26 protein-coding genes are annotated in these 23553 nt (G+C 60.8%); 16 read left to right on the top strand and 10 right to left on the bottom strand.

What is annotated here, in order from left to right:
• The first annotated feature begins 27 nt into the window (after window positions 1–27).
• The gene (locus tag ABIN98_RS17120; RefSeq protein WP_346911794.1) at window positions 28–354 is read left to right on the top strand and encodes a hypothetical protein; all 327 of its coding nucleotides are present in this window, start codon (window positions 28–30) and stop codon (window positions 352–354) included.
• A gap of 215 nt (window positions 355–569) precedes the next feature.
• On the opposite strand, the gene ABIN98_RS17115 is transcribed toward ABIN98_RS17120, so the two are convergent.
• The 4 genes from ABIN98_RS17115 to ABIN98_RS17100 form a co-directional block, all read right to left on the bottom strand.
• Window positions 570–1544: a dihydrodipicolinate synthase family protein gene (locus ABIN98_RS17115; RefSeq protein ID WP_346911793.1), complete on the bottom strand. Its 975-nt coding sequence runs from the start codon at window positions 1542–1544 to the stop codon at window positions 570–572.
• Window positions 1545–1564: 20 nt separating this feature from the next.
• Window positions 1565–1906 carry a ferredoxin gene (gene fdxA, locus ABIN98_RS17110; RefSeq protein ID WP_346911792.1) on the bottom strand — a complete coding sequence of 114 codons (342 nt, stop codon included), beginning with the start codon at window positions 1904–1906 and terminating at the stop codon, window positions 1565–1567.
• Between the two features lie 31 nt (window positions 1907–1937).
• Window positions 1938–2378 (bottom strand): hypothetical protein, encoded by a 441-nt coding sequence (locus ABIN98_RS17105; protein WP_346911796.1) that lies wholly within the window; start codon window positions 2376–2378, stop codon window positions 1938–1940.
• A gap of 111 nt (window positions 2379–2489) precedes the next feature.
• Window positions 2490–2927, bottom strand: a complete 438-nt coding sequence (locus tag ABIN98_RS17100) for a LysR family transcriptional regulator (protein WP_346911791.1) — start codon at window positions 2925–2927, stop codon at window positions 2490–2492.
• 121 nt (window positions 2928–3048) lie between these two features.
• Here ABIN98_RS17100 and speB point away from each other — a divergent pair, with 121 nt between their 5' ends.
• From speB to ABIN98_RS17065, 7 genes are all read left to right on the top strand, one after another.
• Window positions 3049–3912: an agmatinase gene (gene speB / locus ABIN98_RS17095; RefSeq protein WP_346911790.1), complete on the top strand. Its 864-nt coding sequence runs from the start codon at window positions 3049–3051 to the stop codon at window positions 3910–3912.
• A complete protein-coding gene (locus ABIN98_RS17090) occupies window positions 3872–4003 on the top strand; it encodes an arginase family protein (RefSeq protein ID WP_346911789.1) in 132 nt (43 codons plus the stop codon). Before speB ends, ABIN98_RS17090 begins: the two co-directional genes overlap by 41 nt.
• Before the next feature lie 61 nt (window positions 4004–4064).
• Window positions 4065–5144 carry a spermidine/putrescine ABC transporter substrate-binding protein gene (locus tag ABIN98_RS17085; protein WP_346911788.1) on the top strand — a complete coding sequence of 360 codons (1080 nt, stop codon included), beginning with the start codon at window positions 4065–4067 and terminating at the stop codon, window positions 5142–5144.
• A 37-nt stretch (window positions 5145–5181) separates the two neighbouring features.
• Window positions 5182–6045, top strand: coding sequence for an ABC transporter permease (locus ABIN98_RS17080; protein ID WP_346911787.1), 864 nt, complete (start codon window positions 5182–5184; stop codon window positions 6043–6045).
• Between the two features lie 5 nt (window positions 6046–6050).
• On the top strand, window positions 6051–6839 hold the full coding sequence (locus tag ABIN98_RS17075; protein WP_346911795.1) for an ABC transporter permease: 789 nt from the start codon (window positions 6051–6053) through the stop codon (window positions 6837–6839).
• Window positions 6836–7918 carry an ABC transporter ATP-binding protein gene (locus ABIN98_RS17070; RefSeq protein ID WP_346911786.1) on the top strand — a complete coding sequence of 361 codons (1083 nt, stop codon included), beginning with the start codon at window positions 6836–6838 and terminating at the stop codon, window positions 7916–7918. Before ABIN98_RS17075 ends, ABIN98_RS17070 begins: the two co-directional genes overlap by 4 nt.
• A gap of 8 nt (window positions 7919–7926) precedes the next feature.
• Window positions 7927–8655, top strand: coding sequence for an MBL fold metallo-hydrolase (locus tag ABIN98_RS17065; RefSeq protein WP_346911785.1), 729 nt, complete (start codon window positions 7927–7929; stop codon window positions 8653–8655).
• A gap of 16 nt (window positions 8656–8671) precedes the next feature.
• Here ABIN98_RS17065 and trxC read toward each other — a convergent pair whose 3' ends face one another.
• Entirely contained in the window at window positions 8672–9118 is a 447-nt protein-coding gene (trxC, locus tag ABIN98_RS17060; RefSeq protein WP_346911784.1) for a thioredoxin TrxC, read from the bottom strand.
• Window positions 9119–9229: 111 nt separating this feature from the next.
• The gene (locus ABIN98_RS17055) at window positions 9230–11326 is read right to left on the bottom strand and encodes a TonB-dependent receptor domain-containing protein (RefSeq protein WP_346911783.1); all 2097 of its coding nucleotides are present in this window, start codon (window positions 11324–11326) and stop codon (window positions 9230–9232) included.
• Window positions 11327–11589: 263 nt separating this feature from the next.
• Here ABIN98_RS17055 and ABIN98_RS17050 point away from each other — a divergent pair, with 263 nt between their 5' ends.
• The 4 genes from ABIN98_RS17050 to ABIN98_RS17035 are packed head-to-tail and all read left to right on the top strand — an operon-like array spanning window position 11590 to window position 15493.
• Window positions 11590–12660 (top strand): ChuX/HutX family heme-like substrate-binding protein, encoded by a 1071-nt coding sequence (locus ABIN98_RS17050; RefSeq protein ID WP_346911782.1) that lies wholly within the window; start codon window positions 11590–11592, stop codon window positions 12658–12660.
• Window positions 12657–13550 carry an ABC transporter substrate-binding protein gene (locus tag ABIN98_RS17045; protein WP_346911781.1) on the top strand — a complete coding sequence of 298 codons (894 nt, stop codon included), beginning with the start codon at window positions 12657–12659 and terminating at the stop codon, window positions 13548–13550. Before ABIN98_RS17050 ends, ABIN98_RS17045 begins: the two co-directional genes overlap by 4 nt.
• Window positions 13551–13583: 33 nt before the next feature.
• The gene (locus tag ABIN98_RS17040) at window positions 13584–14684 is read left to right on the top strand and encodes an iron ABC transporter permease (RefSeq protein ID WP_346911780.1); all 1101 of its coding nucleotides are present in this window, start codon (window positions 13584–13586) and stop codon (window positions 14682–14684) included.
• A 5-nt stretch (window positions 14685–14689) separates the two neighbouring features.
• Window positions 14690–15493, top strand: coding sequence for a heme ABC transporter ATP-binding protein (locus ABIN98_RS17035; protein ID WP_346911779.1), 804 nt, complete (start codon window positions 14690–14692; stop codon window positions 15491–15493).
• Window positions 15494–15644: 151 nt separating this feature from the next.
• On the opposite strand, the gene ABIN98_RS17030 is transcribed toward ABIN98_RS17035, so the two are convergent.
• The 3 genes from ABIN98_RS17030 to ABIN98_RS17020 form a co-directional block, all read right to left on the bottom strand.
• A complete protein-coding gene (locus tag ABIN98_RS17030) occupies window positions 15645–16106 on the bottom strand; it encodes a hypothetical protein (RefSeq protein ID WP_346911778.1) in 462 nt (153 codons plus the stop codon).
• Between the two features lie 113 nt (window positions 16107–16219).
• Window positions 16220–16618, bottom strand: a complete 399-nt coding sequence (locus tag ABIN98_RS17025) for a hypothetical protein (protein WP_346911777.1) — start codon at window positions 16616–16618, stop codon at window positions 16220–16222.
• A gap of 98 nt (window positions 16619–16716) precedes the next feature.
• A complete protein-coding gene (locus ABIN98_RS17020) occupies window positions 16717–17106 on the bottom strand; it encodes a hypothetical protein (protein WP_346911776.1) in 390 nt (129 codons plus the stop codon).
• A gap of 831 nt (window positions 17107–17937) precedes the next feature.
• On the opposite strand from ABIN98_RS17020, the gene ABIN98_RS17015 reads away from it, so the two are divergent.
• The 3 genes from ABIN98_RS17015 to ABIN98_RS17005 all read left to right on the top strand — a co-directional run bounded on the left by ABIN98_RS17015 (window position 17938) and on the right by ABIN98_RS17005 (window position 21547).
• Window positions 17938–18708, top strand: coding sequence for a TIM barrel protein (locus ABIN98_RS17015; RefSeq protein WP_346911775.1), 771 nt, complete (start codon window positions 17938–17940; stop codon window positions 18706–18708).
• A 189-nt stretch (window positions 18709–18897) separates the two neighbouring features.
• Window positions 18898–20217, top strand: coding sequence for an FAD-binding oxidoreductase (locus ABIN98_RS17010; RefSeq protein WP_346911774.1), 1320 nt, complete (start codon window positions 18898–18900; stop codon window positions 20215–20217).
• A gap of 10 nt (window positions 20218–20227) precedes the next feature.
• Window positions 20228–21547 carry an NAD(P)/FAD-dependent oxidoreductase gene (locus ABIN98_RS17005; RefSeq protein WP_394701536.1) on the top strand — a complete coding sequence of 440 codons (1320 nt, stop codon included), beginning with the start codon at window positions 20228–20230 and terminating at the stop codon, window positions 21545–21547.
• A gap of 36 nt (window positions 21548–21583) precedes the next feature.
• On the opposite strand, the gene ABIN98_RS17000 is transcribed toward ABIN98_RS17005, so the two are convergent.
• Window positions 21584–22891: an Nramp family divalent metal transporter gene (locus tag ABIN98_RS17000; RefSeq protein WP_346911772.1), complete on the bottom strand. Its 1308-nt coding sequence runs from the start codon at window positions 22889–22891 to the stop codon at window positions 21584–21586.
• 185 nt (window positions 22892–23076) lie between these two features.
• Between ABIN98_RS17000 and mntR the strand changes: the two genes are divergently transcribed.
• Window positions 23077–23538, top strand: a complete 462-nt coding sequence (gene mntR, locus ABIN98_RS16995) for a manganese-binding transcriptional regulator MntR (RefSeq protein ID WP_346911771.1) — start codon at window positions 23077–23079, stop codon at window positions 23536–23538.
• Window positions 23539–23553 lie beyond the last annotated feature (15 nt).

The following is a 23553-nucleotide window of genomic DNA, read 5'->3' as shown; positions in this document are numbered from 1 at the left end:
AGGCGGTGACGGCAAGAGGGGCCGCCCGTGGTCAACCATGCGACCACAGGAGACATCGTTACGGTCGACTATGGCGCGCTGACGCGGGATGCGCTGTTTGACGATCTCGACGAGGCGCGGGTGTTGCTCGCCCGCATGATCGCCGCTCACGTGATCGATCTCGTCATCGCCGGCCGGCACGTGGTTCGGAACGGTGCCATCCAGACTTTCGATTTCGATGCGGCACGGAGCGAACTTGCCGCCCAAGCGCGGGCGCAACTGCCCCGGCTCGAAGCCGAGCGCGGCATTGCCCGTCAGCTGGCGGACCTCATCCGCAGCTATTACCGGGACTGGGACCCACAGGCGGCGACCTAGGTTTTGATTGAATGGGTTTAGTATTGCAATTAAAGGTGGTCCCAGGTTTGTCGTTTGACTTGGGTCGATTTCCTAAATTTGGGTGAGCACTGAAATTCCAAAGCAAATTATAGATGGGGTAGTTTTGCTATATTCGGATATGGAATGAAGAAAAAACTTCGGAGACGCAAAATCGTACTATTTGTTGGTTTGATTTCGGTTTTTGCTTATTGTTGCTAATATAAAATATATTGCCGCATATGTAATTTGGGGGTTTGTCGCGTTTCTCTGGGGCGGTGGTATGTTGAATTAAGTGCTTCTGCCCTTTTTGGCCTCACGAAGCTGAGGGAAGCGCGGTCAGCTGATCGATCTCCGCTTGCGACAACGGTGCTAGCGGCGGCAAGACGCGGGCGAAGGCGGTGTCGCCGTGAAGCCTGGCGACGAGTTGCTTGACCGCCGGGATCAGCGGGGCCGCCGAAATCGCGGCCCGGCTTGATCTGACGGCTTCGCGCAAAACGGAGTCCGAGGGATCGCGCCACAGCCTGGCGGCCAGCGGCGCCGACAGATTGACGGTCGCCGAGATGCAGCCGGCAAAGCCTTTTTCCGGTGCCAGCGCCAAAGCGGTCTCGTCGCTCGGGTAGACGGCGAAACCGTCGATCTTTGCCAGTTCCACGGCATAGTCGAGATCGCCGGAACTGCTCCTTGGCGCCGACGATCCGGCCGGGGAATTGCGTCGACAGGCGTTCCGCCAGGGCGGGCGAGAAACGAATGCCGGTCATCTGCGGGAAATTGTAGAGCAGAATCGGGATCGGCCGGTCCGCCGTCGCCTCGACCAGGCTTGCGAAATAGCTGTAGAGCCCGTTGTCGCCGACGCCCTTATAGTAATAGGGCGGCAGCACGAGGGCGGCGCCGAAGCCGAGATCATGGGCGTGGCGGGTCAGCGCCGTGGTGGTGGCCAGATCCGGACATCCGGTGCCGACCATCAGCCGGGACGGATCGAGTTCCGATGCGATCGCCGTCATCAGGGTGCGCCGTTGACCGGCGGAAAAGGACGTGGCTTCGCCGGTGGTGCCGAGTACGTTGAGCCCGTCGGCGCCGTTGGCGAGCAGCCAGCGGGCATGGCGCAGGAACCGTACCGCATCCGGTGTGCCGTCTTCTGCTACCGGCGTCACGATGGCGGCGATGACGCCGCCCGGTCCGTGGTCGTGCATCCTGTTTCTCCCTGGTCTTGTTATGCCTGTTGTTTCTCGCGCAGCGGATAGGCTGCCACCAGCGGGTGGTCCATCTGCGTGGTATGGGCCTCGTCCCAGCCGCCGGGGTCGCCCCAGCCGGTGACCTCGGGGCTGAAAAACTCCCGGTTCGCCGCCTCGAAAGGCTTCATCGAGGCCGGCATTTCCGCGTCGTAGAGGATGGCGTCCACCGGACAGATCGACAGGCACAGGCCGCAATTGATGCATTCGTCCGGGTGGATGTAGAACATCCGGCCGCCCTCGTAGATGCAGTCGACCGGGCAGGCGAGGGTGCAGGCGCCGTCTTTCACATCGATGCAGGGTTCGGAAATGATGTAGGCCATTCAGTCCGTGCCGGGAGTGTCGTTCCCCATACTATCGGCAGGTCGGGTGCTCTAATAAAGAAGAGTTATTCGCAATACCTGATGCCGAAACGGCAACGCATTCCGGCCGGAGTTTTAGGCCGCCAGATCGTGGGCGCCGGTGAAATCCCGGATGAAGGTGCGCAGGGTTTCCGTCCGCCGGTAGCCACTTGCGCAGGATCAGGCTGAAGGTGCAGGTGTAGGAGATGTCCTCCGGCAGGATGGCGACGAGTTTTCCCTCCTCGACCCAACGCTGCGCAAGGTGTTCGGGGCAGGAAGCCGAGATAGTGCCCGGATGAGGGACCAGCATCAACTGCGGTTCGATCTGATGGACCGTCGCCTCGACCGGACCCAGCAGCAGCCGCTTCTCATCGGCGGCGCGCCAGTAGCCACGGCGAATGAAGGGGTGCCGCCGCAGCTGCTCGGTCGTGATCGGGGCGTCGCTTTCGAACAGCGGATGGCTGCTCGCGGCATAGAGATAATGCTGCTCGTCATAAAGCGGGGGTCGCTTCCAGGCCCGAGATCAGGTGCGGGAAGCTGCCGATGCCAGCAATGGTAGTCGCCGTCATAGACCTTCTGCTGCAACTCCTGCGGCCGGTCCTGCAACAGGGTCAGGGGAGACCGAACCTTCCCGTTTGCCGAAGGCGGCAATCGCCTCGGAGATCCGGGAGCTGGGGTCCGTCACCATGCTGTCGACCAGGCCGATGCGCAGCTCGCCTGTCAGGGTGCCGCGCAGTGCGCCGATTTCCGCATCGAAATCGCCGATCGCCTTGAACAGGCGCCGGGCGGAATCGAGCACGATCTGTCCCTTTTCCGTCAGGCGGAAGCCGGTACGGCCGCGCTGGCACAGCTTGACGCCGAGCCGTTCCTCCAGGGCGGTCATGTGATTGGAGATGGTCGAGGCGCTGATGTTGAGTTCGGCCTCGGCAGCCGAAAAGGCGCCGTGGCGGGCAACTGCCTCGAACACCTGTAGAAGACGTAAGTCGCTGCCTGAGAATCGCATTCTATTCACTTTGAAAATAGCAAAACTGGAGTTTGATAATTGCTCATTTTTTCCATGTTTGCCACCGGCTAGTCTGCATATTCGATTGGCGTGATTAATTTGCAGTCAGATTGAGGATCGAATGACATTCAATCAGCCGCTCGGCGGCAACGACATGCCGCGTTTCGCGGGCCCGTCCACCATGATGCGGCTGCCGGCGCGGGAAACGGCGGAAGGCCTGGATGCCTGCTTCATCGGCGTGCCGCTGGATATCGGCACCTCCAACCGCTCCGGGACCCGGCAGGGACCGCGGCATATCCGCATGGAGTCCTGCATGCTGCGGCCCTACAACATGGGCACCGGGGCCGCGCCCTTCGACAGCCTGCAGGTGGCCGATGTCGGCGACGTGGCGCTGAACACCTTCGACCTGAAGAAGTCGGTCAAGATCATCGAGCAGGCCTTCGACGATATTCTGGTGCACGACTGCAAGCCGCTGGCGCTCGGCGGCGATCACACGATGACCTATCCGATCCTGCGCGCCATGGCGAAGAAGCACGGGCCGGTGGCGCTCATTCACGTCGATGCCCACGCGGATATCAACGACGACATGTTCGGCGAGAAGATCGCCCACGGTACGCCGTTCCGCCGCGCGCTCGAGGACGGCTGCCTTCAGGCCGACAAGGTGTTCCAGATCGGTCTGCGCGGCACCGGCTATTCGCCGGAGGACTTCAACTGGTCGCGCAAGCAGGGCTTCACGGTCATTCCGGCGGAAGACTGCTGGTACAAGTCGCTGGTACCGCTGATGACGGAGATCCGGGAGAAGATCGGCGATCATCCGGTCTATCTCTCCTACGACATCGACAGTCTCGACCCGGCGTTTGCGCCCGGAACCGGAACGGTGGAGATCGGCGGTCTCACCATCTGGCAGGCGCTGGAAATCATCCGAGGCTGCCAGGGGGCTCAACGTGGTCGGCGGCGATCTGGTGGAAGTGTCGCCGCCCTATGATCCGTCCGGCAACACCGCGCTGGTCGGCGCCAACCTTCTCTACGAAATGCTCTGCATTCTGCCCGGCGTTCGCTACTCGGCGGACGACTAGGGGTCTGACCCCGGGGCCAACAAAAAACAAAGATCACCTTTCAGCCAGAAATGGAGCAGTCATGACAAAACAGGTCAGAAAAACGAAACTGAAGAACGCCGTTCTCGGCGCGCTTCTGTCCTCCGTGGTGCTGGCGCCGCTGTCGGCGCAGGCGACGGAAGAACTCAACGCGCTGGTGTGGTGCGATCACACCGACCCGGCGCTGATCGAGCCGTTCGAGAAGAAGTTCGACGTCAAGGTCAACCTGAAGGAATACGAAGGCACCGGGGCGGCGCTCACCATCGTCGAACAGTCCCAGCCGGGCGACTGGGACGTGTTCGTGATCGACGGGGTTGACGTGCCGCGCGCAATTGATGCCGACCTGCTGGCGCCGCTGCCGGCGGACGCCCTGCCCATGGACGACATCTTCCCGGCCCTGCGCATGGAAGCCAACCATGTGCGCGACGGCAAGACCTACGCCGTCTCGGAGAAATTCGGCTACAACACGATCTCCTTCAACAAAGCGAAGGTCGATCCAGCCGACATGGAGGACATGACCGTCCTGTGGTCGGACAAGTACAAGGGCAAAATCGCTGTCTACGACTACTACCTGCCGGTCATGGGCATGGTCGCCGTCGGCCTCGGCAAGAAGACGTCGGATCTTTCCGGCGCCGATCTTCCGGAAATCAAGGACACGCTGTTCAAGATCAAGGACAACGCCAAGCTCGTCGGCGAGGTCGTCGCCAGTCAGACGGCGCTCGCGACCGGCGAAGTCGATATCCTGGTCGGTGGCGGTGAGTGGGTGACCGCGGGCCTCAGCGCCGACAATCCGGACCTGGACTGGATCCTGCCGAAACAGGGCGGCATGCGCTGGTCCCAGTCGATCGGCGTCTTCAAGGACAGTAAGCGCCAGGAACTGGCGACCGAGTTCGTCAAGTACATCCTGTCACCGGAAGGCCAGGCTAAGCTGGCGACCTCGTCCTGCTACTGGGCGATGCCGGCCAATTCCAAGGCCGAAACCCAGCTGACCGACCAGCAGAAGACCGCCCTGCGCTGGTCCGATCAGGAAAGCTATATCGCGAACTCCCAGCTTTATCCGGCGCCTGACGCCAAGCTGGACGCGGAAATGCAGGACGTCTGGACGGAATTCCTGCAACACTGATCCTTAACCGGATAAAGACCTGAACGGAGACGCGACTATGGCGGCGGCAACGAAGCGCAAGCGGATCGACCTTGGCCCCTGGGCCTTCGTCGCTCCCGCCCTTCTGTGGACCGCCGCCTTTTTCGTGGCCCCGTTCATCGTCATGGTGGTGGTCAGCCTGTGGGAGCGGGTCGGAACAGACCTCGTCGCCAGCTGGACCTTCGCCAATTACCTGAAGTTCTTCGAGCGCGGGCATTTCTTCCAGGCGATGGTGAATTCGCTGGAGGTCACGGCCATCGTGACCGTGACTTCCATCGTGCTCGCCTATCCGTTCGCCTGGATCATTGCCGAAAAGGTGCCGGCCCGGTGGCAACGGCTGGCGCTGGTGCTCGCGATCCTGCCGTTCTGGACCTCCTATGTGGTGCGCTCCTATTCCTGGCTTCTGGTGCTTGCCAATAACGGGATCATCAACCAGGCGCTGCTCGGCATCGGGGTCGTTGACGAACCGCTCGATCTCGCCAACAGCCGCACGGCCACAGTGATCGGCTTCGTCCATTTCTTCGTCATGCTGTTGACGCTGACGATCTACGCCAACCTGGTGCAGCTTTCGCCGAATTACCGCAAGGCCGCCGCGGATCTCGGCGCGGGACCGCTCAGGACCTTCTGGCACGTGGTGCTGCCGCTGACCCTGCCGGGCATCATGGTCGGCGCGTTCCTGACCTTCGTGTTGTGCATCGGCGATTACATCACGCCCCAGGTGCTCGGCGGCAACAACGAGCTGCTGATGCCGCAGGTGATCATGCTGCAGATCGGCCGGAGGGCCGATTTCCCGACCGCCTCGGCGCTGGCGATCCTGCTGATGATCGTGGTCACCATCGCCTATCTCGGCTTCGCCCGCTGGATCCGTCTGGAAAGGGCCTGAGCATGATGCGTAAAGCCTGGCGGCACTTGCCCTCCGTTCTCTATGCCCTGGCGATCTACGGCTTCATCTTCCTGCCGGTCGTCGTGCTGGTGCTGTTTTCCTTCCAGGACGGCCGGTTCCCGATCCCGCCGTTGAAGGGATTGAGCCTGCGCTGGTACGAGGCGGTTTGGAACGATCGCCGCCTGATGGAGGCGCTGGTCAATTCCATTGTGGTTGCCGTCGGCTCGTCGCTGATGGCCGTCCTGCTCGGGTTCCTGTCGGCCTACGGGCTGGCACGGTTCAAACTGCCGGCGAAAGGCTTGCAGCGGGCGCTTCTCACCGCGCCGCTGACCGTGAGCTATCTGATCATCGGCATGGGTCTGCTGATCACCTTCAACGCGGTCGGCATTCCGAAGTCGCTCGCGGCCGCCGGTATCGGCCATGTGGTGATCAATATGCCGCTGTGCTTTGCCATCATCTACAGCCAGATGGGCGATCATCAGGCGAATATCGAGCGCGCCGCCCGGGATCTGGGGGCAAAGGAATGGCAGGTGATCACCCTGGTGACGGCGCCGATGCTCTGGCCGGCGCTCTTTGCCAGCTTCTTCCTGTCGATGACGTTCTCCTGGGACGAATTCATCATCTCTTTCCTGCTGACGCGCTTCGACGTCACCCTGCCGGTGGAAATCTGGAGCCTGCTGCGCTCCGGCCTCAATCCGAAGACCAACGCGGTCGGCAGCGTCGTCTTCGGCATTTCCGTCGTTCTCGTCATTGTTCTCGAACTGGTCGTTTTCCGGAAAGGGAGGCGTTCTTGACCGATCTTGCCGTGGACGTGCGCAACGTCACGCATCACTACGACAGCTTCACCGCGCTCGATGGCGTGTCGCTGACGGTTCCGACCGGCTCCTACACCGTGTTTCTCGGGCCCTCCGGTTCTGGCAAGACGACGCTGTTGTCCGTCATCGGCGGTTTCCTGGTGCCGCAATCCGGGGAGGTGCTGATCAACGGTCAGGACATGACGGACGTGGCGCCTGCCAAACGACCGACGACGACCGTGTTCCAGGACTATGCCCTGTTTCCGCATATGACCATCGGTGCGAATGTGGGCTTCGGCCTGCGCATGCGCGGCATCGGTGCCAAGGAGCGCAGCGACCGCGCCCACCGGATGCTGGAGCTGGTCGGGCTTGGCGGGGCTGAGGACAAGAAGCCTCATGAACTGTCCGGCGGTCAGCGTCAGCGCGTTGCGCTTGCTCGGGCGCTTGCGGTCGAACCTTCCGTGCTGCTGCTCGACGAACCGCTCGGCGCGCTGGACCTGAAGCTGCGCCGCCAGATGCAGGCCGAATTGAAGGCGATTCAGCGGGAAGTCGGAACGTCCTTCATCCACGTGACCCACGACCAGGAAGAGGCTATGGCGATCGGTGATACGGTCGTCGTCATGAGCCACGGCCGGATCGAGGACATGGGCACGCCGGAACGGGTCTATCTGCAACCGGCCACGCTCTTTACCGCAGGCTTCATGGGGCAGAGTTCGTTTCTGAAGGGCAGGGTCCTGGAGAAAAAAGGCAGCGTGTTCGACGTCGAGACCCCGTGCGGTCCGCTCAGGCTTTCCGCGCCGGACAAGCGGTTCGAGGCAGGCGAGGCCGTCGTGCTCTCGATCCGGCCGGAACATTTCGTGGTCGACGGCGCAGGCGATGATATCCTGCCGCTCGGCTCTGCGACCGTGGAAGACCTGACCTTTGCCGGGGCGCATCACCTGGCGGTTCTGAAACATGCTGCCAATGACGCGTTCCGGCCCGTCGCGCAAATGCCGCAAAGCGGACAGGCACAGGTCGGATCGACGGTCACGCTCGGGGTGCGGCGGGACGATGTCGTTGTCCTGAAGGATGAAAGGTGAGGGCGGGTATGGAACGGGCCACGGCTGACATCTGGTACGAGACGCGCAAGGTCGGGGACGACGTCACCTATATCTGCGAGCCGTTCATCCAGGAGTTCTACCGCTGCAACATCTGGCACGTGCGCGGACGGGACAAGGACATGCTTGTCGACAGCGGAATGGGCGTGGTCAGCCTGCGAGAGCAGGTGCCGCTGGTAACCGAGCGCTCGTTGGAAGCGGTTGCCAGCCACACGCATTTCGATCACATCGGTTGTCATCACGAGTTCGAGCACCGCACGGTGCACCGGTGCGAGGCCGAGTTGCTCGCGGAGCCGACGCGGGCAAACACGCTGGCCGATCCTTACGTGACCGACGAGATCTTCACCCGGTTGCCGCCGCTGCCCTACAGCTCGACCGAATATGCGGTGAAGAAGGCACCGGCCACGCGCATCGTCGAGGACGGCGACGTCATCGATCTTGGTGACCGGCATTTCACGGTGATTCATACGCCCGGACATTCACCGGGCGGCATTGCACTCTATGAAAAGGCGACCGGGATCCTGTTTTCCGGCGACATTCTCTATGACGGGCCGCTGATCGAGGACACCTATCATTCCGACATGGGCGATTATATCGCCAGCATGTCCCGGCTCCTCGATCTGCCGGTGCGGCTTGTGCACGGCGGCCATTTTCCGAGCTTTTCCGGAGAGCGCTACCAGAGCCTCATTCGTGACTGGCTGACCGCCCACGACGTTTGAGGCCTGCCGGCTTTTGTCAGCCTTTGACGGTGGCCGACTGGCGGACGAAGGCCTCAATGTCACGCGCAGGCCGGGCACCGGCGAGACGGGCGACTTCGCGGCCCTTGTGCCACAGGATCAGCAGGGGGATGCCGCGGATGCCGAGCTTTTGCGACACGCGCGGAAAGTCCTCGGTGTTGATCTTGGCGAACCGGACATGGGGGTTGAGCGCCTTGGCCGCCTTGGCGAATTCCGGCGCCATCATCCGGCAGGGACCGCACCAGGGTGCCCAGTAGTCGACGACGATTGGTAGTTCGTCCGTCTTGGTCGCCTTGTCATGGGCCTGTTGATCCAGTTCGGCCACCTTGCCGGAGGCAAGGGCTTCACCGCAGATGCCGCATTTCGGGCCGGACGTGAGCTTGGCCACCGGCACCCGGTTGGTCTGGCCGCAGGCGGCACAGGTAATTTTCACCGCGTCTTGCATGGGAGGGGTCCTGTATTTTCAATTTTGGGAAAATATAGGAGTTGAGCCCGGTCCGTACAAGGATCACGGGCCGGGGCCGGCCTTCGAAAGGGCGGCCCCGGCTAAAGGTTGTTACCAGCTCAGTTTCTTCGCCAGTGTCAGCTTGAAGGTCCGTCCGGGACCGTCATCGCCGGCAAGGTTGTTGCGATAGCGTTTGTCGAAGATGTTTTCGACAGACGCGCGCACCTGCCAACCGGCCATCTGACCGTCTTCCGGCGTCCAGTCGGCAAAGAGGTCATGCACCGCATAGCCGGCAAAGGGGCCGTCCGAGGTGGCACCCGTTGCGATCGATTCCGCAAACTCGCCGCGCCAGCCGAAGGACAGATCGTATTGGGGCAGACGTCCCCCCAGCGTCAAAGCCAGCGTCGTGGCAGGGATGGTGTCGAGGTTCTCGCCGGTGTCTGTGTTGTGTCCGAAGATCCTGCTGAACGCCAGGTTGCCGAAGGCGTATTGCGCTTCATAGGCGCCCTCGATTTCGACCCCGTAGATCTCGGCCTTTTCCACATTCACATAGTAGGGAACCGCGGTTGCCTGACGCGTGTTGGGATTGGTCGTGATCAGGTCGTTCAGGAAATTGTAGAACCCGGTCGTTTTCAGCTGCAGTCCGTCGTTGGCTGACAGGACATCCATGAAGGACAGGGCAAAGCCGGCCTCGAAGTTGTTCGAGGTTTCCTTGTTCAGGTTGAGGCTTGCGGCCCGGCCGCCGGGATAAGTACCGGTTGCTCCCGAGGAGGAAAACAGCTCGTCCAGTGTCGGCATGCGTTCGGTGTGGGCCACCGAGCCGAACATCGATATGGTGTCGTTGAACTTGTACATGGCGGCGAGTTTCGGAGACAGCGCAACGTCGGACTGCGAGGAGGCGCCGGCAATCGCCGAATCCGGATCCAGATTCACGAAATCGGCGCGAATGCCCGGAATGAGGGTTAGCCGCTCGTTCCAGATGAATTCATCCTGGATGAAAAAGCCGAGCTTGGTGTCCGTGCCTTCCGGATGGAAGCCGATCGCGCCGGATGTGCTCTCCGCAAGACGTTGCTGATAGCTGAGCTGGGTGCCAATCGTCAGATAGTTCATGAAATTGGCGCCGGATTTCTCGAACGTATTTTCCAGCTTTCCGGCCCAGGTCCGGTAGGTGTACTCGCCGTCCTCGAACAATTGCGACGTGCTGAATGCGCCGAAGGAGGAATCGTCCTGCACCACGTGCGTGTCGGAGAAGGACAGGTTCGCCTTCAGGTTCAGCCACGGATTGTCGCTTGCCGGGTTCTCGTAGGAGAGAATGGCGGTCTGGTCGGTGATGTCACGGTCGATGGTGCCGAAACCAAGCGTACCGGTCTGGGAATAGTCGGCGTCGTCCGCATTGCTTTGCCAGCGTTGATAGGACAGGCGGATGGTCTGCTCGTTGCCGTCGCCGAAGTGGTGGGTGACCTTTCCCAGCCCTGAGAAGGACAGGAAGTCCGAACCGGAGACCGGAACACCGGCGCCTGTCTCATATTCGCCCTGCTTGCGGACGTTGCCGTTGAGCAGCACGGAGGTCTGGTCGTTGAAGGCGTAGGCCGCAATAACGGACCCGAGAATCCCCGCCTTGTTGGAATTGTACTGGGTCTTCAACTGGACCGCGCCGGTTTCGCCCGGCTTCAGATATTCTTCGGCATCCTTGGTGGTGAAATTGATTACCCCGCCGAGCGCGCCCGAACCGTAAAGGGTCGATGAAGCCGGTCCGCGCAGAACTTCCACGCGCCGGTAGAGTTCCGGATCGCTGAAGAAGGAACCCATGCGGTACTGTTCGTAGAATTTCACCGCGCCGTCGACCGAAACGATGATCTTCGATTCGTCAGCCGCGCCCAGGTCGCCGATACCGCGGATGTTGAACGACTGGCCGCCGATACGGTCGGAGCCGACGATGCTAACGCCGGGAATCTGCGAGAAGATATCGCCGATCGTCGTCGGCTGCTTTTGGTCGATGGCTTCCTGATCGATAACGGTCACCGCCTGCGGCGTATCGATGGCGACCTTCGGGACGCCCGCTCCAACGACGATTTCGGAAAGCGTTGTGGTGCTTCCCTGGTTCGGAATTGTCTGCGCATCCTGCGCATGTGCCTGACCGCACATGATGACGGCATTTGCCGCCACTCCACACATCAGCCAGCCCCGGTTTCGGCTTATCAGCCCCATTTCTCATCTCCAGTGGATTGAAATGCTGGCTGGCTCCGGCTCGCTTGCGTTTCATTTGTTAAAAAATCATGAGTCTTCAACTCAGGTATTGATGCCGTACTATTTTATGAATATTAGAGTCAAGTATTAATGCGTGCCGTCGCAGTGTCCGGGCCTCTCGATTGTCATCAAAAGGCCGGAGCTAGCCAGAAATCAGCCATGCCTCTGAAATGTCGGAGGAATTGCGAGGTGACGTTTTCCCGATCCAATTGAAGGAACGACCAATGGACACGACTGTCACCGATTTCGAACAGCTCCGCCGGATGCGTGCGGATAACCCTAAAATGCGCGAGCGCGACCTTGCGCAGCAATGCGGAGTATCCGAAGCCGAACTGGTTGCGGCCTTCTGCGGCCAGTCCGCAAAACGGATCTCGACGGATTTCGCCGTCCTGTTTCCGGCGCTCGAAGCGCTTGGAGAGGTCCTTGCCCTGACACGCAACGACAGTGCCGTTCACGAAAAGGTCGGCGTGTACGACCGCTATATCAAGGGCCGCAACGCCTCCTTGATGCTCGGCGCGGATATCGACATGCGGATGTTTCCCTCCGCCTGGGTCCACGGGTTTGCTGTGGAAAAAGACACAGGCGCCAGTGTGAAGAAAAGCCTTCAGTTCTTCGACGGTCACGGAGAGGCCGTGCACAAGATCCATGCCCGCGAAGCAACCGACATGGAGGCCTGGGACCGGCTGGTCGACCAGCTCGCTCTCGAAGACCAGACACCTGGCCTGCTGGCCGAGGTGGTTCCGTTCGACCAGCCGGCACGGCCGGCCCTGAACAGGAGCGCCCAGACGGAATTGCGTGAGCGCTGGCAGGCGATGACCGACCCGCACCAGTTCGTCGGCATTCTGAAGGATCTGGACCTGCATCGTCTGAACGCATTCCACCTGGCCGGTGATACCTATGCCTGGACCCTGGACCAGAGCGCGGTGACGGCCCTGCTGCACCATGCCGCCAATGACGGCCTGCCGATCATGTGCTTCGTGTTCAACCGGGGGTGCATCCAGATTCATTCCGGCCCGGTCGCCAACATTGTCGCGAAAGGTCCCTGGATCAACATCATGGACGAGGGCTTCCATATGCACCTGAGGACCGATCAGATCGCCGAGGTCTGGGGCGTGCGCAAGCCGGTGGCCGAAGGCCATGTCACGTCGGTCGAGGTGTTCGACCGTGACGGCGTCCAGATCATGCAGTTTTTCGGTGTTCGCGGTGAAGGCAAGAAGGAGCGGGAGGACTGGCGCGAGCTGGTCGAAAAACTGCCGCGCCTTCAACCGCTCGCATCCGGGGAGGCGTTGGCATGACCGCACCGCGCTCTTTCCCCCGCGCCGCGAGGTGGCTCGCTACCGGATTGTCGTTCGCTATGAGTTTCATGGCCACCGGCCCGGTCTATTCCGCTGATCGCCTGCCTGAAAATGCGGACCGAATCGTGGCGATCGGTGGCTCGCTTACCGAGATCGTTTATGCTCTCGGCGAACAGGACCGGCTGGTTGCCCGTGACTCGACCGCAAGTTTTCCGGCAGAGGCTCTCTCCCTGCCGGACGTCGGCTACATGCGGGCTCTGTCTCCGGAAGGCGTGCTGTCGGTCAAGCCGGACGGTATTCTTGCCATCGAGGGAAGCGGACCGCCTGAAGCGGTCTCCGTTCTGGCCTCCGCGGGCGTGCCTTTCGTGACAGTGCCGGAAGGCTATTCCGGAGAGGCGATCCAGCAGAAGATCAGGGCGGTCGGGACCGCCCTGGGGGTGGATGGCAAAGCGGAAGCTCTCTCCTCTCAGGTGGCGGCCGATCTCGCCGATGCGGTGTCGGAGGCACACAAGCTGAACCGGACAACCAGGGTCTTGTTCGTGTTGTCTTATACCGGAGGCCGGGTGCTAGCTTCAGGTACGGGGACCGCCGCCGATGCCATCATCCAGATGGCGGGCGCACAGAACGCCATTGATGGCGTTCCCGGGTACAAGCAGTTGAACGAGGAGGCGATCACCGCCGCCAATCCGGACGTCATCTTGATGATGGAGCGTCACGGGGATCAAAATGCCGCGTCGGAAATCCTCGCCAATGCGGCGATCGCCCAGACGCCCGCCGGACAGAACAAGCGGCTTATCCGGATGAACGGCCTCTATCTGCTTGGCTTCGGTCCGAGGACGGCCAGCGCGGTGCGTGAGCTTTCCGACGACCTCGCGGACTTCGGTCTCTGACTTTCGAAGTGTAACAAGAGAGGGCATGGCACCATGACCGCACTCGTTCTTCAGCCGTTGCAGCGCCACGTCGCGGCAGCCCGAAACGGCGACCGCGCACCACTTGCACGGTCGGCCATCGCTGTGCTGGCCGTCCTGCTGGGATGTGCCATGCTGGTTTCCCTGAACTCCGGAGCGCTGGAGATACAGGCTCTCAAGGTGATGGCGACGATCTTCGATCCGGTGTCCTCCCTGTCCGGGGAGGAGTTGCGGGACCGGATCGTGTTCCTGCAGGTCCGGCTGCCGCGGGTCTGTCTGGGTGCGCTGGTGGGGGCCGCCCTTGCGGTCTCGGGCGCGGTCATGCAGGGCCTGTTCCGCAATCCGCTCGCAGACCCCGGGATTATCGGCGTGTCCTCCGGGGCGGGGCTTGGGGCGGCGGGGTTCATCATCCTCGGCCAGTCCTGGCTCGCGCCGGTGGCGGCTCTCCTGGGGGTATTCTCCCTGCCGGTGTCCGCCTTTCTCGGAGCCTTGCTGGTCACGTCTCTGCTCTATCGGATCGGCACCAGCAACGGACTGTCGTCGGTTGCGACGATGCTTCTGGCGGGGATTGCCATCAGTGCCCTTGCCATGTCCATGGTCGGGCTGCTGATCTTTTATGCCGATGACCAGCAACTGCGCGATCTGACCTTCTGGAACCTGGGGTCACTCGCCGGGGCAAGCTGGGAAAAGGTGGCGACCTGTGCCGCGATCGTCTCCGTAGCACTCGCCGTCGCCCTGTCCCTGTCCAGGGGATTGAATGCCCTGTTCCTCGGAGAAGCCGCGGCAGGGCACCTGGGCATCCGGGTCCAGAGGCTGAAGACGCTGGCGATCGTCGCAGTCGCGGCTGCGACCGGGGCTTCCGTTGCGGTCAGCGGTGGGATCGGGTTCGTCGGGATCGTCGTGCCGCATCTCTTGCGCCTGACCATAGGTCCCGATCATCGCTATCTGCTGCCCGCCTCGGCGCTGCTGGGTGCGGTCATGCTCATTCTCGCGGATACGGTCAGCCGGATCGTCGTGGCGCCTGCGGAATTGCCGATCGGCATTCTGACCGCGCTTGCCGGTGCACCGTTCTTTCTCTGGGTTCTCCTCCGGCGCAGGGGGCTGACGGGACTATGACGGCCATGGAAACCAATCTCAGTGTGAGCGGTCTGGCGGTCAGGCTGTCGGGAAAGACCATTGTGTCTGATGTTACGTTCGAGGCTCGCCCGGGCAAGGTCTGCACCATCGTCGGGCCGAACGGGTCGGGCAAGTCGACCTTGCTGAAGGCGATCACCGGCGAAACCGGGTATGACGGTGATGTTTTCCTGAATGCGCGGCCGCTCGGCCGCTATGTGCCCCGGGAGCTCGCCGAGGTGCGTGCGGTCTTGCCCCAGCACACACAGCTGTCCTTTCCGCTGACGGTACAGGAAGTCGTCCGCCTCGGTCTGCAGAATGCGCCGTTGGATCTTGCCGCTGTACAGGCCCGGATCGGTGAGGCCCTGGACCGGGTGGATATGGCCGGCTTCGAGGGTCGGGCCTATCAGTCGCTTTCCGGTGGTGAGCAGCAAAGAGTCCAGCTTGCCCGAGTCCTGTGCCAGGTCTGGCAGCCGAAGGTTGGCGACGAGCCGCGCTGGCTGATCCTGGACGAGCCGATCTCCAGCCTCGATATCCGCCATCAGGTGTTGATCATGGATGTAGCGCGGGATTTCGCCGACCGGGGCGGAGGTGTGCTGTGTGTCCTGCACGACCTGAACCTGACGGCCATGTACTCCGATCAGGTGCTGGTCATGAAGACCGGCCGCCTTCTTGCCGATGGCATGGTCGAGGAGGTCTATCGCGACGACCTGATTTCGGAAGCCTTCGATTTTCCGCTGCGGATCGGTGCTTTGCCTGGAGGGGAAACCCCGTTCCTGCTGCCCCAGGCGGCGGAGGGCAGAATGCCATGACGTTAAAAAGCCGGCTGGATCCAGCCGGCTCTAGTGTTCGGGTGTGTGGCCTTCCGTCGGGATACGGGGCAGTTGCCTGACCGTAAGTCATACGGAACCGATCTGGAAGTAGGCGAGACCTGATCCCTCGCTCGATAAAGCAGCTTCAGCCTTAGTAGCTGCTGCCACCGCCAGAACCGCCGCTGCCGCCAGAACCGCCGCTGCCACCGGAACCGCCGCTGCCGCCGGACCCGCCAGAGCCGCCGCTTCCGCTGCCGCCGGTGGACCCGGTGTTCTGGCTTTCCGTCTGGGTTTGGTTCTGGTTCTGATTTCCAGCACGGTTCTGGTTTCCGGTCGTTGTTGACGCCGGAGCCGTCGGATTGACGGTAGGAGTCGACGGGGCCCCCGGCTTCTTCGAAACACTTTCACATGCTGTCAGCGAAACGGATAGTCCCAGCGCCAAGGCGGCGGTAAGTCCGATTTTATAGTAGTTCTTGTCAGTATTCTTCATTTGTCCGTCCTCTCCTTCAATACGATCGGGTCCATCCATTCTTATATAGTTTAGATATCCGCGATGTTTGTCGAGATTGAACGGTAATTTGAGCCTTGTGGATTTGATCTGCGGCAATTCCAAAGAAAGTTTTTCGATCGGAGCTCAAAAAGCCATCGTTTGGGTTTCTGCGGATCCAAAGCTTGTATTTTATTAGGGGCTAACCTGGCCGGTCTTGACCCGCCCGAAAAGCCGGGTCATTTCACGGTAATGTTGTAAGTGGTCGAAACGAAGTTCCGCCTGCTGCTGCCCGGGTATGTTTCATAGGAGTAGTTTACGGTGAACGTGTCCTTGCCCCTGAAATTCCTGTCCGGGGTATAAAAGATGCCCATGCCCTTGATCAACTTTCCCGCGCAGCCTCCGGCTTTCTTGCTGAGCTTGAAGCTCGACCTCTGGAAGGTGACCTTGCCGTGTTTCGGCTGCCGGCCGGCTTTCATGTTCGGGATGGCTCCCGAAATGCAGGTCTGTTTCTGATAAAGCGCATGTGAGTAGACTTGGGACTTTCGGTTGGCGGGGACGGTTCTTGAGAGCTGATCCGCCAAGGCGCTTGAAAGGAATGCAATCGTCAGCGCGAACGCCAGAATGGTTCTGAACATGTGCTCTTTCCTTCGGTTTCCGGTGTCGTGAAGCTCGGGATTGAAAAGGGGGAAGGGGCTGCGTACCCCTTCGCCCCGCATTCCTGCGCTACGGCTGATTATTTAATGGTCGCACGAAAGGAATAGGAGGTCGAACCTCTGCCTGCGGCCCCCTCATACATGTCGTGCGTGTAGTAGAACGAAAAGCTGTCTTCGCCCTTGAAGCCTCGATTGGGCGTATAAAAGACGGCTGTTGCCCTGACTGGCACGCCTTTGCAGCGGCCCTGACTGAATTTCGTCCTGACCGGTTTGAATGTGAGTTTGCCATGCTTCGGCTTCCTGCCGACGTACATGTGCGGAGAGCCCTGGCCGCTGCAAATGTCGCCGTTATAGGCGACATAGCTTCCCAGGCCCGCTGTTTTGTTCGCGCGGATCGTGATGTGTTCTGCGGCCGCGACCGTTGTCAATGACGTAAAGGCGATTGCGAATGCGAGGAGGTATTTCAACATTAGTTCTGCTCATTTCGTGGCCGTGACGTTGAACTTTGCCAATTGCCGGGCAATGTTCAGTTTGTGAAAGGCCTGTTGGATTTCGAGGGTTTTTTGTTCTTGCCGCGGATTACGCTTTCAGAGTTCTTTTTGTCTATAATATTTTGATTTTATTGTTCTTTTTCGTCTATTTTACAGTAACGTTGAACGAGTAAAAAGTAGACCCTATGCGTGCGGCGCCTTCGTATAAGTCATGGGTGTAGCCGACCGAGAAATAGTCTTTGCCTTTGAAGCCCCTGTCGGGGGTGTAATATGCAGCTGCGGCTTTTACGCGTGTGCCCACGCAAGGACCCGGGCCCAACTTCGTTACGACTACCTTGAAGGTAAGTTTGCCATGCTTGGGCTTTGTTCCCGGCCTCAGCTGTGGGATCGCCCCGCCGCTGCATAAGTCTTTGTTGTAGTGGACGAAGCTGCTGATCGCGGATGTCCGATTTGCCTTCACGGTAATATGCTCCGTCGCCATTGCGATGGTCAGCGATGCGAATGTGAAAGCGATTGCCAATAGAATTCGAAGCATAAGCCCCTGCCAAATTACCTATTCTTACGGTTGCAAAATTTGCTTAAACGTTAAATTTAAAATGGCATTATCTGTCAAGTTCAACCCTGCATTTTTCGCGAGATTGTCTCGAAATTTCCGATAATTAGCACTCGTTTGGGTTCTTTACGTTAGGTGATTTTTGAGATTGGCTGCAACCTTCGCATTGGCGGTGGTCGATGGAACGCGGGCGGTCTTTTACGTATTTCGTGATCCCTGTATTAAGTGAAACATCACTCAAACAAACAGGAAGCGTCATGGCACGGTTTTCAGCCAATCTCGGGTTTCTTTGGAAGGAACTTTCGCTGCCGGACGCGATCCGTCAGGCGAAAAAAGCCGCCTTCGACGCGGTGGAATGTCACTGGCCCTATGATGCGGCCCCGGACGAGGTGTATCGGGCGCTGTCGGAGACAGGCCTCCCAATGCTTTCGCTGAACACGCGCCCCGGCGATCCGGCAAAGAAGGACTTCGGCCTTTGCGCCGTTCCAGGCCGCGAGGCGGAAGCGCAAGAGGCGATCCGCGAGGCGGTTTCCTATGCGCGTTTCATCCGTGCCTCCTTTATCCACGTCATGGCCGGACAGGCCGAAGGCAAGGCGGCGAACGGCTGTTTTCTGGAAAACCTGACCTACGCGGCCGATCTGGCTGAAAAGGACGGTCTTCAGCTCCTGATCGAACCGATCAACCAACGTGACATTCCCGGATATTTCCTGCGCAGCACGGAGCAGGCAGCGCAGATCATTCAGGACCTCGGACTCCCTTCAATCAGGTTGATGTTCGATTGTTATCACGTACAGATGATCGAGGGCGATCTGAGCCATCGTCTGGAGACCTTTCTGCCGTTGATCGGTCATGTGCAGATCGCCGCGGTTCCGGATCGGGGCGAACCGGATCAGGGTGAGGTCAACTACCGTCACATCGTCAGATTGCTGGACGATCTTGGATACCGCGGAGCGATCGGCGCCGAGTATCGTCCGCGTGGTGCAATCGAAGACGGGCTCGGATGGCTGTCCGATCTGAGGAGCAGTTGAAAAAGCGGCTTTGGTCAGGCGCGGCCTTTCCTTTTCCCCGCTGGGATGCGATATGCCGCTGCGTCTTTATGGCGTTGCGGAGTGGCCTTGCAATGCCGCGAAAAGCAATGGAATGTGGGGCTTGCCAAGGACATGTGCCGGTAGCCCTATCGCCCTCCATAATGTCCTGTTGAGTGTTTGAGTGCCCACATGCTGAGTTCGCTTGATCTTCTGACCGCCAATGACACCAAAGGCGTTCATGCTCCCTCCTATTACGCGGCGACGGCCAACCGGCAGACGCACTATCCGGCGCTGGAAGGCGACGTTCGGTGCGACGTGTGCATTGTCGGCGGCGGTTATACGGGCCTGTCCTCCGCGCTCTATCTGGCGGAGCGCGGCTATGACGTGGTTCTGCTGGAGGCCCACCGGGTCGGATGGGGCGCGTCGGGCCGCAATGGCGGGCAGGTCGGCTCCGGGCAGCGCATGGACCAGACGGTCCTGGAACGGCGGCACGGCCGGTCGCATGCCAAACTGCTGTGGGACCTGGCGGAGGACTCCAAGAAAGCCGTTACGGACCTGATCGCGACGCATGACATTGCCTGTGACTACACGCCCGGCGTTCTTCACGCGGATCACCGCAAGTCGTTCGTTGCCGAAAGCATGGAGTATGTCGAGCATCTGCGGCTGACCTATGGCTATGACAAGATCCGCTTCGTCGATGGGGACGAGATGTCGGCCATGGTCGGCAGCCCGGCCTATCACGGCGGGTCGCTGGATATGGGGGCGGGTCATTTGCATCCGCTCAACTTCGCGCTCGGTATCGCAGGCGCGGCCGAGGCAAAGGGGGCCCGGATCTTCGAGGAGACCACGGTTCTTTCCTACGAAGGCGGCGATACGGTTACGGTCAAATCGCAATACGGGACGGTCCAGGCGAAACATCTGGTGCTCGGCTGCAACGGCTATCTCGGCCGGCTCGACCGCAAGACGGCCGCCCATGTGATGCCGATCAACAATTTTGTCATCGCGACCGAACCGTTTTCCGAAGACGAGGCGAAGGCCCTGATCCGGGACAATGTAGCGGTGGCCGACAGCAAGTTCGTCATCAACTATTTCCGGCTGTCCGCAGACCGCAGGCTTCTGTTCGGCGGCGGCGAGAACTACGGTTACCGGTTTCCCGAAGACATCAAGGCATTCGTCCGAAGGCCGATGCTGGAGATCTATCCGCAGCTTGCGGATGCGCGTATCGACTACGGCTGGGGCGGCACGCTGGCGATCACACCGAAACGCATGCCGTATTTCGCCCATCTCGCCCCGAATGTGGTGACCGCGACCGGCTATTCTGGACACGGGGTCGCGACCGCAACGCTTGCGGGCAAGGTGATCGCCGAGGCGATCGACGGAACGGCGACCCGGTTCGACGTGTTCGAAAAGCTGAACGTGCCGGCGTTCCCGGGCGGTGACCGGCTGCGCTTCCCTCTCCTGGTCCTCGCCATGACCTGGTTCTCGCTCCGCGACCGGCTGGGTTTTTAAGGGCGCGATGATGCCAGGGAAAAACGGCGGTTCGCTCGATATCGGCAGTTATTGGGAAGCTTCGGTCGGGGAGATCTTCGAAGATCCGTCGCTGATGGGCAGTGCCCAGTTCGATGTGGCGGTGATCGGTGCCGGATATGCCGGGCTGAGTGCCGCACTCAGACTGGCGGAAGCAGGCGCGTCGGTCTGCGTGCTCGATGCCAAACGGGTCGGCTGGGGGGCGTCGGGGCGCAACGGCGGTTTCTGCTGCTTCGGCGGCACCAAGCTTTCCGAAGGCGATCTGATCAAACGCTACGGCCTCGCGGAAGCCCGGAAATTCGTTCTCTACCAGATCGAAGCCATGGATAAGGTCGCCAAGCGGCTGGATGCCTGGAAACTGGACGTCGACCGGCACTCCAAGGGCGAGATGATGCTGGCTCACAGGCCGTCGGAATTCAAGGCCTTCGAAGAGGAAGCGGCCTTTCTGAAAAAGTATTTCGGCTATCAGCCGAAACTCTATTCCAAAGGTGAACTGGCCGAACGGGGCATCGCCGGTCCCGAATTTCATGGCGGTCTACATGTGCCGTTCGGGTTTGCCCTCAACCCGATGAAATACGTGCAGGGTCTCGCGGCCAAGGTACGGGAGAAGGGCGGGCGGATCTTTTCACGTTCCCCGGTGGAAGCCATCGAGCGGGACGCGAACCGGTGGTTTCTCTCTCTGCCGGATGGATCGGTGATTGCCCGGAAGGTGATCCTCGCCGGCAACGGCTATGCGGATGAAAACGTGCCGCGCTGGCTTTTCGGCAGGACGCTGCCGGCGATGTCGAGCGTCGTGGTAACCCGGCCGCTCACCGAAGACGAGCTTGCCGCCCAGGGCTGGACTTCGGATCTGATGGCCGCCGATACGCGCACGCTGTTGCATTATTTCCGGCTGCTGCCGGACCGGCGGTTCCTGTTCGGGACCCGTGGCGGAATCTTTGAAACGGAGCAGGCGCTCAGCGCCATGCAGCGCCGGGGCCGGGCGGATTTCGATCGCATGTTCCCCGAATGGCGCCATGTGGAAACGGAGTATTCCTGGTACGGCCACGTCTGCCTGACGAAAAACCTGACGCCCTATGTTGGTCCGGTGCCCGACATGGAGGGCGTCTTTGCCGCCATGGCCTGGCACGGCAGTGGCATCGCCATGGCCTCCCTGTCGGGGGAAAAGATCGCCGACCTCGCGCTGGGCAAGATCAAGCAGGCCGATCTGCCCGCAGCCGTTTCGCAGCCCTTCGACAGGTTCCCCTTCCCGAAGTTCCGCCAGGCCTATCTGCAGGGCGCCTATCTCTGGTACGGCTTCAAGGACCGGTGAGGCAACCGGCCGTCACGCTAGCAGTCATACTGGGAGTCATGCCGGCAATCCGGGGATTTCCACGCCGAAGGTCTGGAGCAGCAGGACGCAGTTCAGGGATAGCACGATGATCGAGCCGGCGATCGCCAGGATATCCGTGATCCGGCGGTTGGCGAACTCGCCCATGATCCTGCGGTTCCGGGTGAACAGAACGAGGGCGATCATCGGCACCGGCAGGGCGATGCTGAGGATGACCTGGCTGAGAACCAGCGCGTCCGTTGCATTGACGCCGAGGGCAACGACCGCGAACGCGGGCGCCATGGTGATCAGGCGGCGTAGCCAGATCGGGATATAAAAGCGGACGAAGCCCTGCATGATCATCTGGCCGGCCATGGTGCCGACCACCGAACTGGAAACGCCGGAAACGATCAGCGAAACCAGAAAGACTGCGGCCGCCGCGCCGCCGAGGAGCGGCGTCAGCAGGTGATAGGCGGTTTCGATTTCCGCGACTTCGCTATGACCGGCGTGGAAGGCGCTGGCGGCCATCATCACCATGGCCATGTTGACCATGCCAGCGACGGCAAGCGCCAGAACGACCTCTATGTTGGAGAACTTCACCAGCTTGCGGCGTTCGCTCCGGTCGCGCGCGGGCGCCCGGTTCTGGGTCAGGCCGGAATGCAGATAGACCGCATGAGGCATGACCGTGGCGCCGATGATGCCGACGGAAATGGTGAGTGCTGCCGCATCGGGGATATTCGGCAGGACCATGTGGTAGGCGGCCTCGCCCCAGGCGATCGGGGCAATGAAGATTTCGATCACGTAGCAGAGCCCGATCACGGCGACCAGCGCGCCGATGATCAGTTCCATGGGCCGGTACCCGCGGCCTTCGAACATCAGGATACCGTAGGTAACGATTGCTGTGACGATCATGCCGGCCATTAGCGGCATGTCGAACAGGAGCGCCAGTCCGATCGCGCCGCCAAGGAATTCGGCGAGATCGGTCGCCATCGCCGCCACTTCGCTGACCGCCCACATGGCCCACACGACGGGAGTGGGGAACTGTTCGCGGCACATTTCCGCGAGATTGCGGCCGGTGACGATCCCGAGCTTGGCGGACAGCGCCTGAAACAGCATGGCGATCAGGTTGGCCATCAGCACCACCCACAAAAGGGTGTAGCCGTAGCCTGCGCCGGCCTGGATGTTGGTGGCGTAGTTTCCCGGATCCAGATAGGCGATCGAAGCGATGATGGCAGGTCCTGCGAACAAGAGCGCGGAGCGCATACCGTGCCGCCGGCCGGCGAGGGTTTCCCCGATCGCGGCCGTGGTGCGTTCGCTCATGGATATCTTGTCCGGCATAAGCGTCATGGGGAGTGCATCCAACTCTCGATTTCCAACAAATGAAGCCAAGGCTACATTTCTGTCAATAGACAAATTAAAAACGAAATTGCAAACAATAGTAGGAAAATGAACCTGCCGATTGCAAAATGTAGCCAAGGCTGCAATATGAGTCGTGATGTACGAAATTATGCGGGAACGGGAGTTTCGGACCATTGGCCGGGAAGCACAGCGGGAAGCCGCCTGAGGAAGATAGGGCCGAGCTTGTGGAAGCCGAAGCCGCGGACCGGTTCAACCAAGCTCGCTCCGCCCGTGCCTCTGCGCTTCTTGAGGATTATACCGAGCTGATCGCCGATCTGTTGCAGGAGCACGGTGAGGCGCGCATCACCGATATCGCCCGCTGTCTCGGGGTGACCCATCCGACCGCGACCAAGGCCGTCGCCCGTCTCAAGAGGGAGGGGCTGGCCGTATCGCGGCCCTACCGCGGTGTCTTCCTGACCGAGGAAGGGGCGGAAATGGCCGACCGGGTGCGTGCCCGTCACCGGCTAGTGGTCGAATTGCTGATTGCCGTCGGCGTGCCGGAAGAAGCAGCCGAAATGGATGCGGAAGGCATCGAGCATTATGTGTCCGAGACGACCCTTGCCGCCTTCGAACGTTATCTCAAGGACAAGCGCTGAGCCTGTATCTGTGTA

This window comes from uncultured Roseibium sp., from assembly GCF_963675095.2.
GTDB lineage: Bacteria > Pseudomonadota > Alphaproteobacteria > Rhizobiales > Stappiaceae > Roseibium.
Note: the sequence above shows the minus strand (reverse complement) of the source record. Positions and strands in the feature narration are given on the sequence as shown.

What these genes read in the sequence shown, in the direction of transcription:
- ABIN98_RS17020 (WP_346911776.1), bottom strand. Translation starts at nt 17,106, where the DNA reads ATGTTGAAATACCTCCTCGCATTCGCAATCGCCTTTACGTCATTGACA.
- ABIN98_RS17010 (WP_346911774.1), top strand. Translation starts at nt 18,898, where the DNA reads ATGCTGAGTTCGCTTGATCTTCTGACCGCCAATGACACCAAAGGCGTT.
- ABIN98_RS17085 (WP_346911788.1), top strand. Translation starts at nt 4,065, where the DNA reads ATGACAAAACAGGTCAGAAAAACGAAACTGAAGAACGCCGTTCTCGGC.
- ABIN98_RS17065 (WP_346911785.1), top strand. Translation starts at nt 7,927, where the DNA reads ATGGAACGGGCCACGGCTGACATCTGGTACGAGACGCGCAAGGTCGGG.
- ABIN98_RS17115 (WP_346911793.1), bottom strand. Translation starts at nt 1,544, where the DNA reads ATGCACGACCACGGACCGGGCGGCGTCATCGCCGCCATCGTGACGCCG.
- ABIN98_RS17055 (WP_346911783.1), bottom strand. Translation starts at nt 11,326, where the DNA reads ATGGGGCTGATAAGCCGAAACCGGGGCTGGCTGATGTGTGGAGTGGCG.
- speB (WP_346911790.1), top strand. Translation starts at nt 3,049, where the DNA reads ATGACATTCAATCAGCCGCTCGGCGGCAACGACATGCCGCGTTTCGCG.
- ABIN98_RS17075 (WP_346911795.1), top strand. Translation starts at nt 6,051, where the DNA reads ATGCGTAAAGCCTGGCGGCACTTGCCCTCCGTTCTCTATGCCCTGGCG.
- ABIN98_RS17035 (WP_346911779.1), top strand. Translation starts at nt 14,690, where the DNA reads ATGGAAACCAATCTCAGTGTGAGCGGTCTGGCGGTCAGGCTGTCGGGA.
- ABIN98_RS17050 (WP_346911782.1), top strand. Translation starts at nt 11,590, where the DNA reads ATGGACACGACTGTCACCGATTTCGAACAGCTCCGCCGGATGCGTGCG.
- ABIN98_RS17025 (WP_346911777.1), bottom strand. Translation starts at nt 16,618, where the DNA reads ATGTTCAGAACCATTCTGGCGTTCGCGCTGACGATTGCATTCCTTTCA.
- ABIN98_RS17000 (WP_346911772.1), bottom strand. Translation starts at nt 22,891, where the DNA reads ATGACGCTTATGCCGGACAAGATATCCATGAGCGAACGCACCACGGCC.
- ABIN98_RS17100 (WP_346911791.1), bottom strand. Translation starts at nt 2,927, where the DNA reads ATGCGATTCTCAGGCAGCGACTTACGTCTTCTACAGGTGTTCGAGGCA.
- ABIN98_RS17005 (WP_394701536.1), top strand. Translation starts at nt 20,228, where the DNA reads ATGCCAGGGAAAAACGGCGGTTCGCTCGATATCGGCAGTTATTGGGAA.
- ABIN98_RS17015 (WP_346911775.1), top strand. Translation starts at nt 17,938, where the DNA reads ATGGCACGGTTTTCAGCCAATCTCGGGTTTCTTTGGAAGGAACTTTCG.
- ABIN98_RS17040 (WP_346911780.1), top strand. Translation starts at nt 13,584, where the DNA reads ATGACCGCACTCGTTCTTCAGCCGTTGCAGCGCCACGTCGCGGCAGCC.
- ABIN98_RS17045 (WP_346911781.1), top strand. Translation starts at nt 12,657, where the DNA reads ATGACCGCACCGCGCTCTTTCCCCCGCGCCGCGAGGTGGCTCGCTACC.
- trxC (WP_346911784.1), bottom strand. Translation starts at nt 9,118, where the DNA reads ATGCAAGACGCGGTGAAAATTACCTGTGCCGCCTGCGGCCAGACCAAC.
- fdxA (WP_346911792.1), bottom strand. Translation starts at nt 1,906, where the DNA reads ATGGCCTACATCATTTCCGAACCCTGCATCGATGTGAAAGACGGCGCC.
- ABIN98_RS17080 (WP_346911787.1), top strand. Translation starts at nt 5,182, where the DNA reads ATGGCGGCGGCAACGAAGCGCAAGCGGATCGACCTTGGCCCCTGGGCC.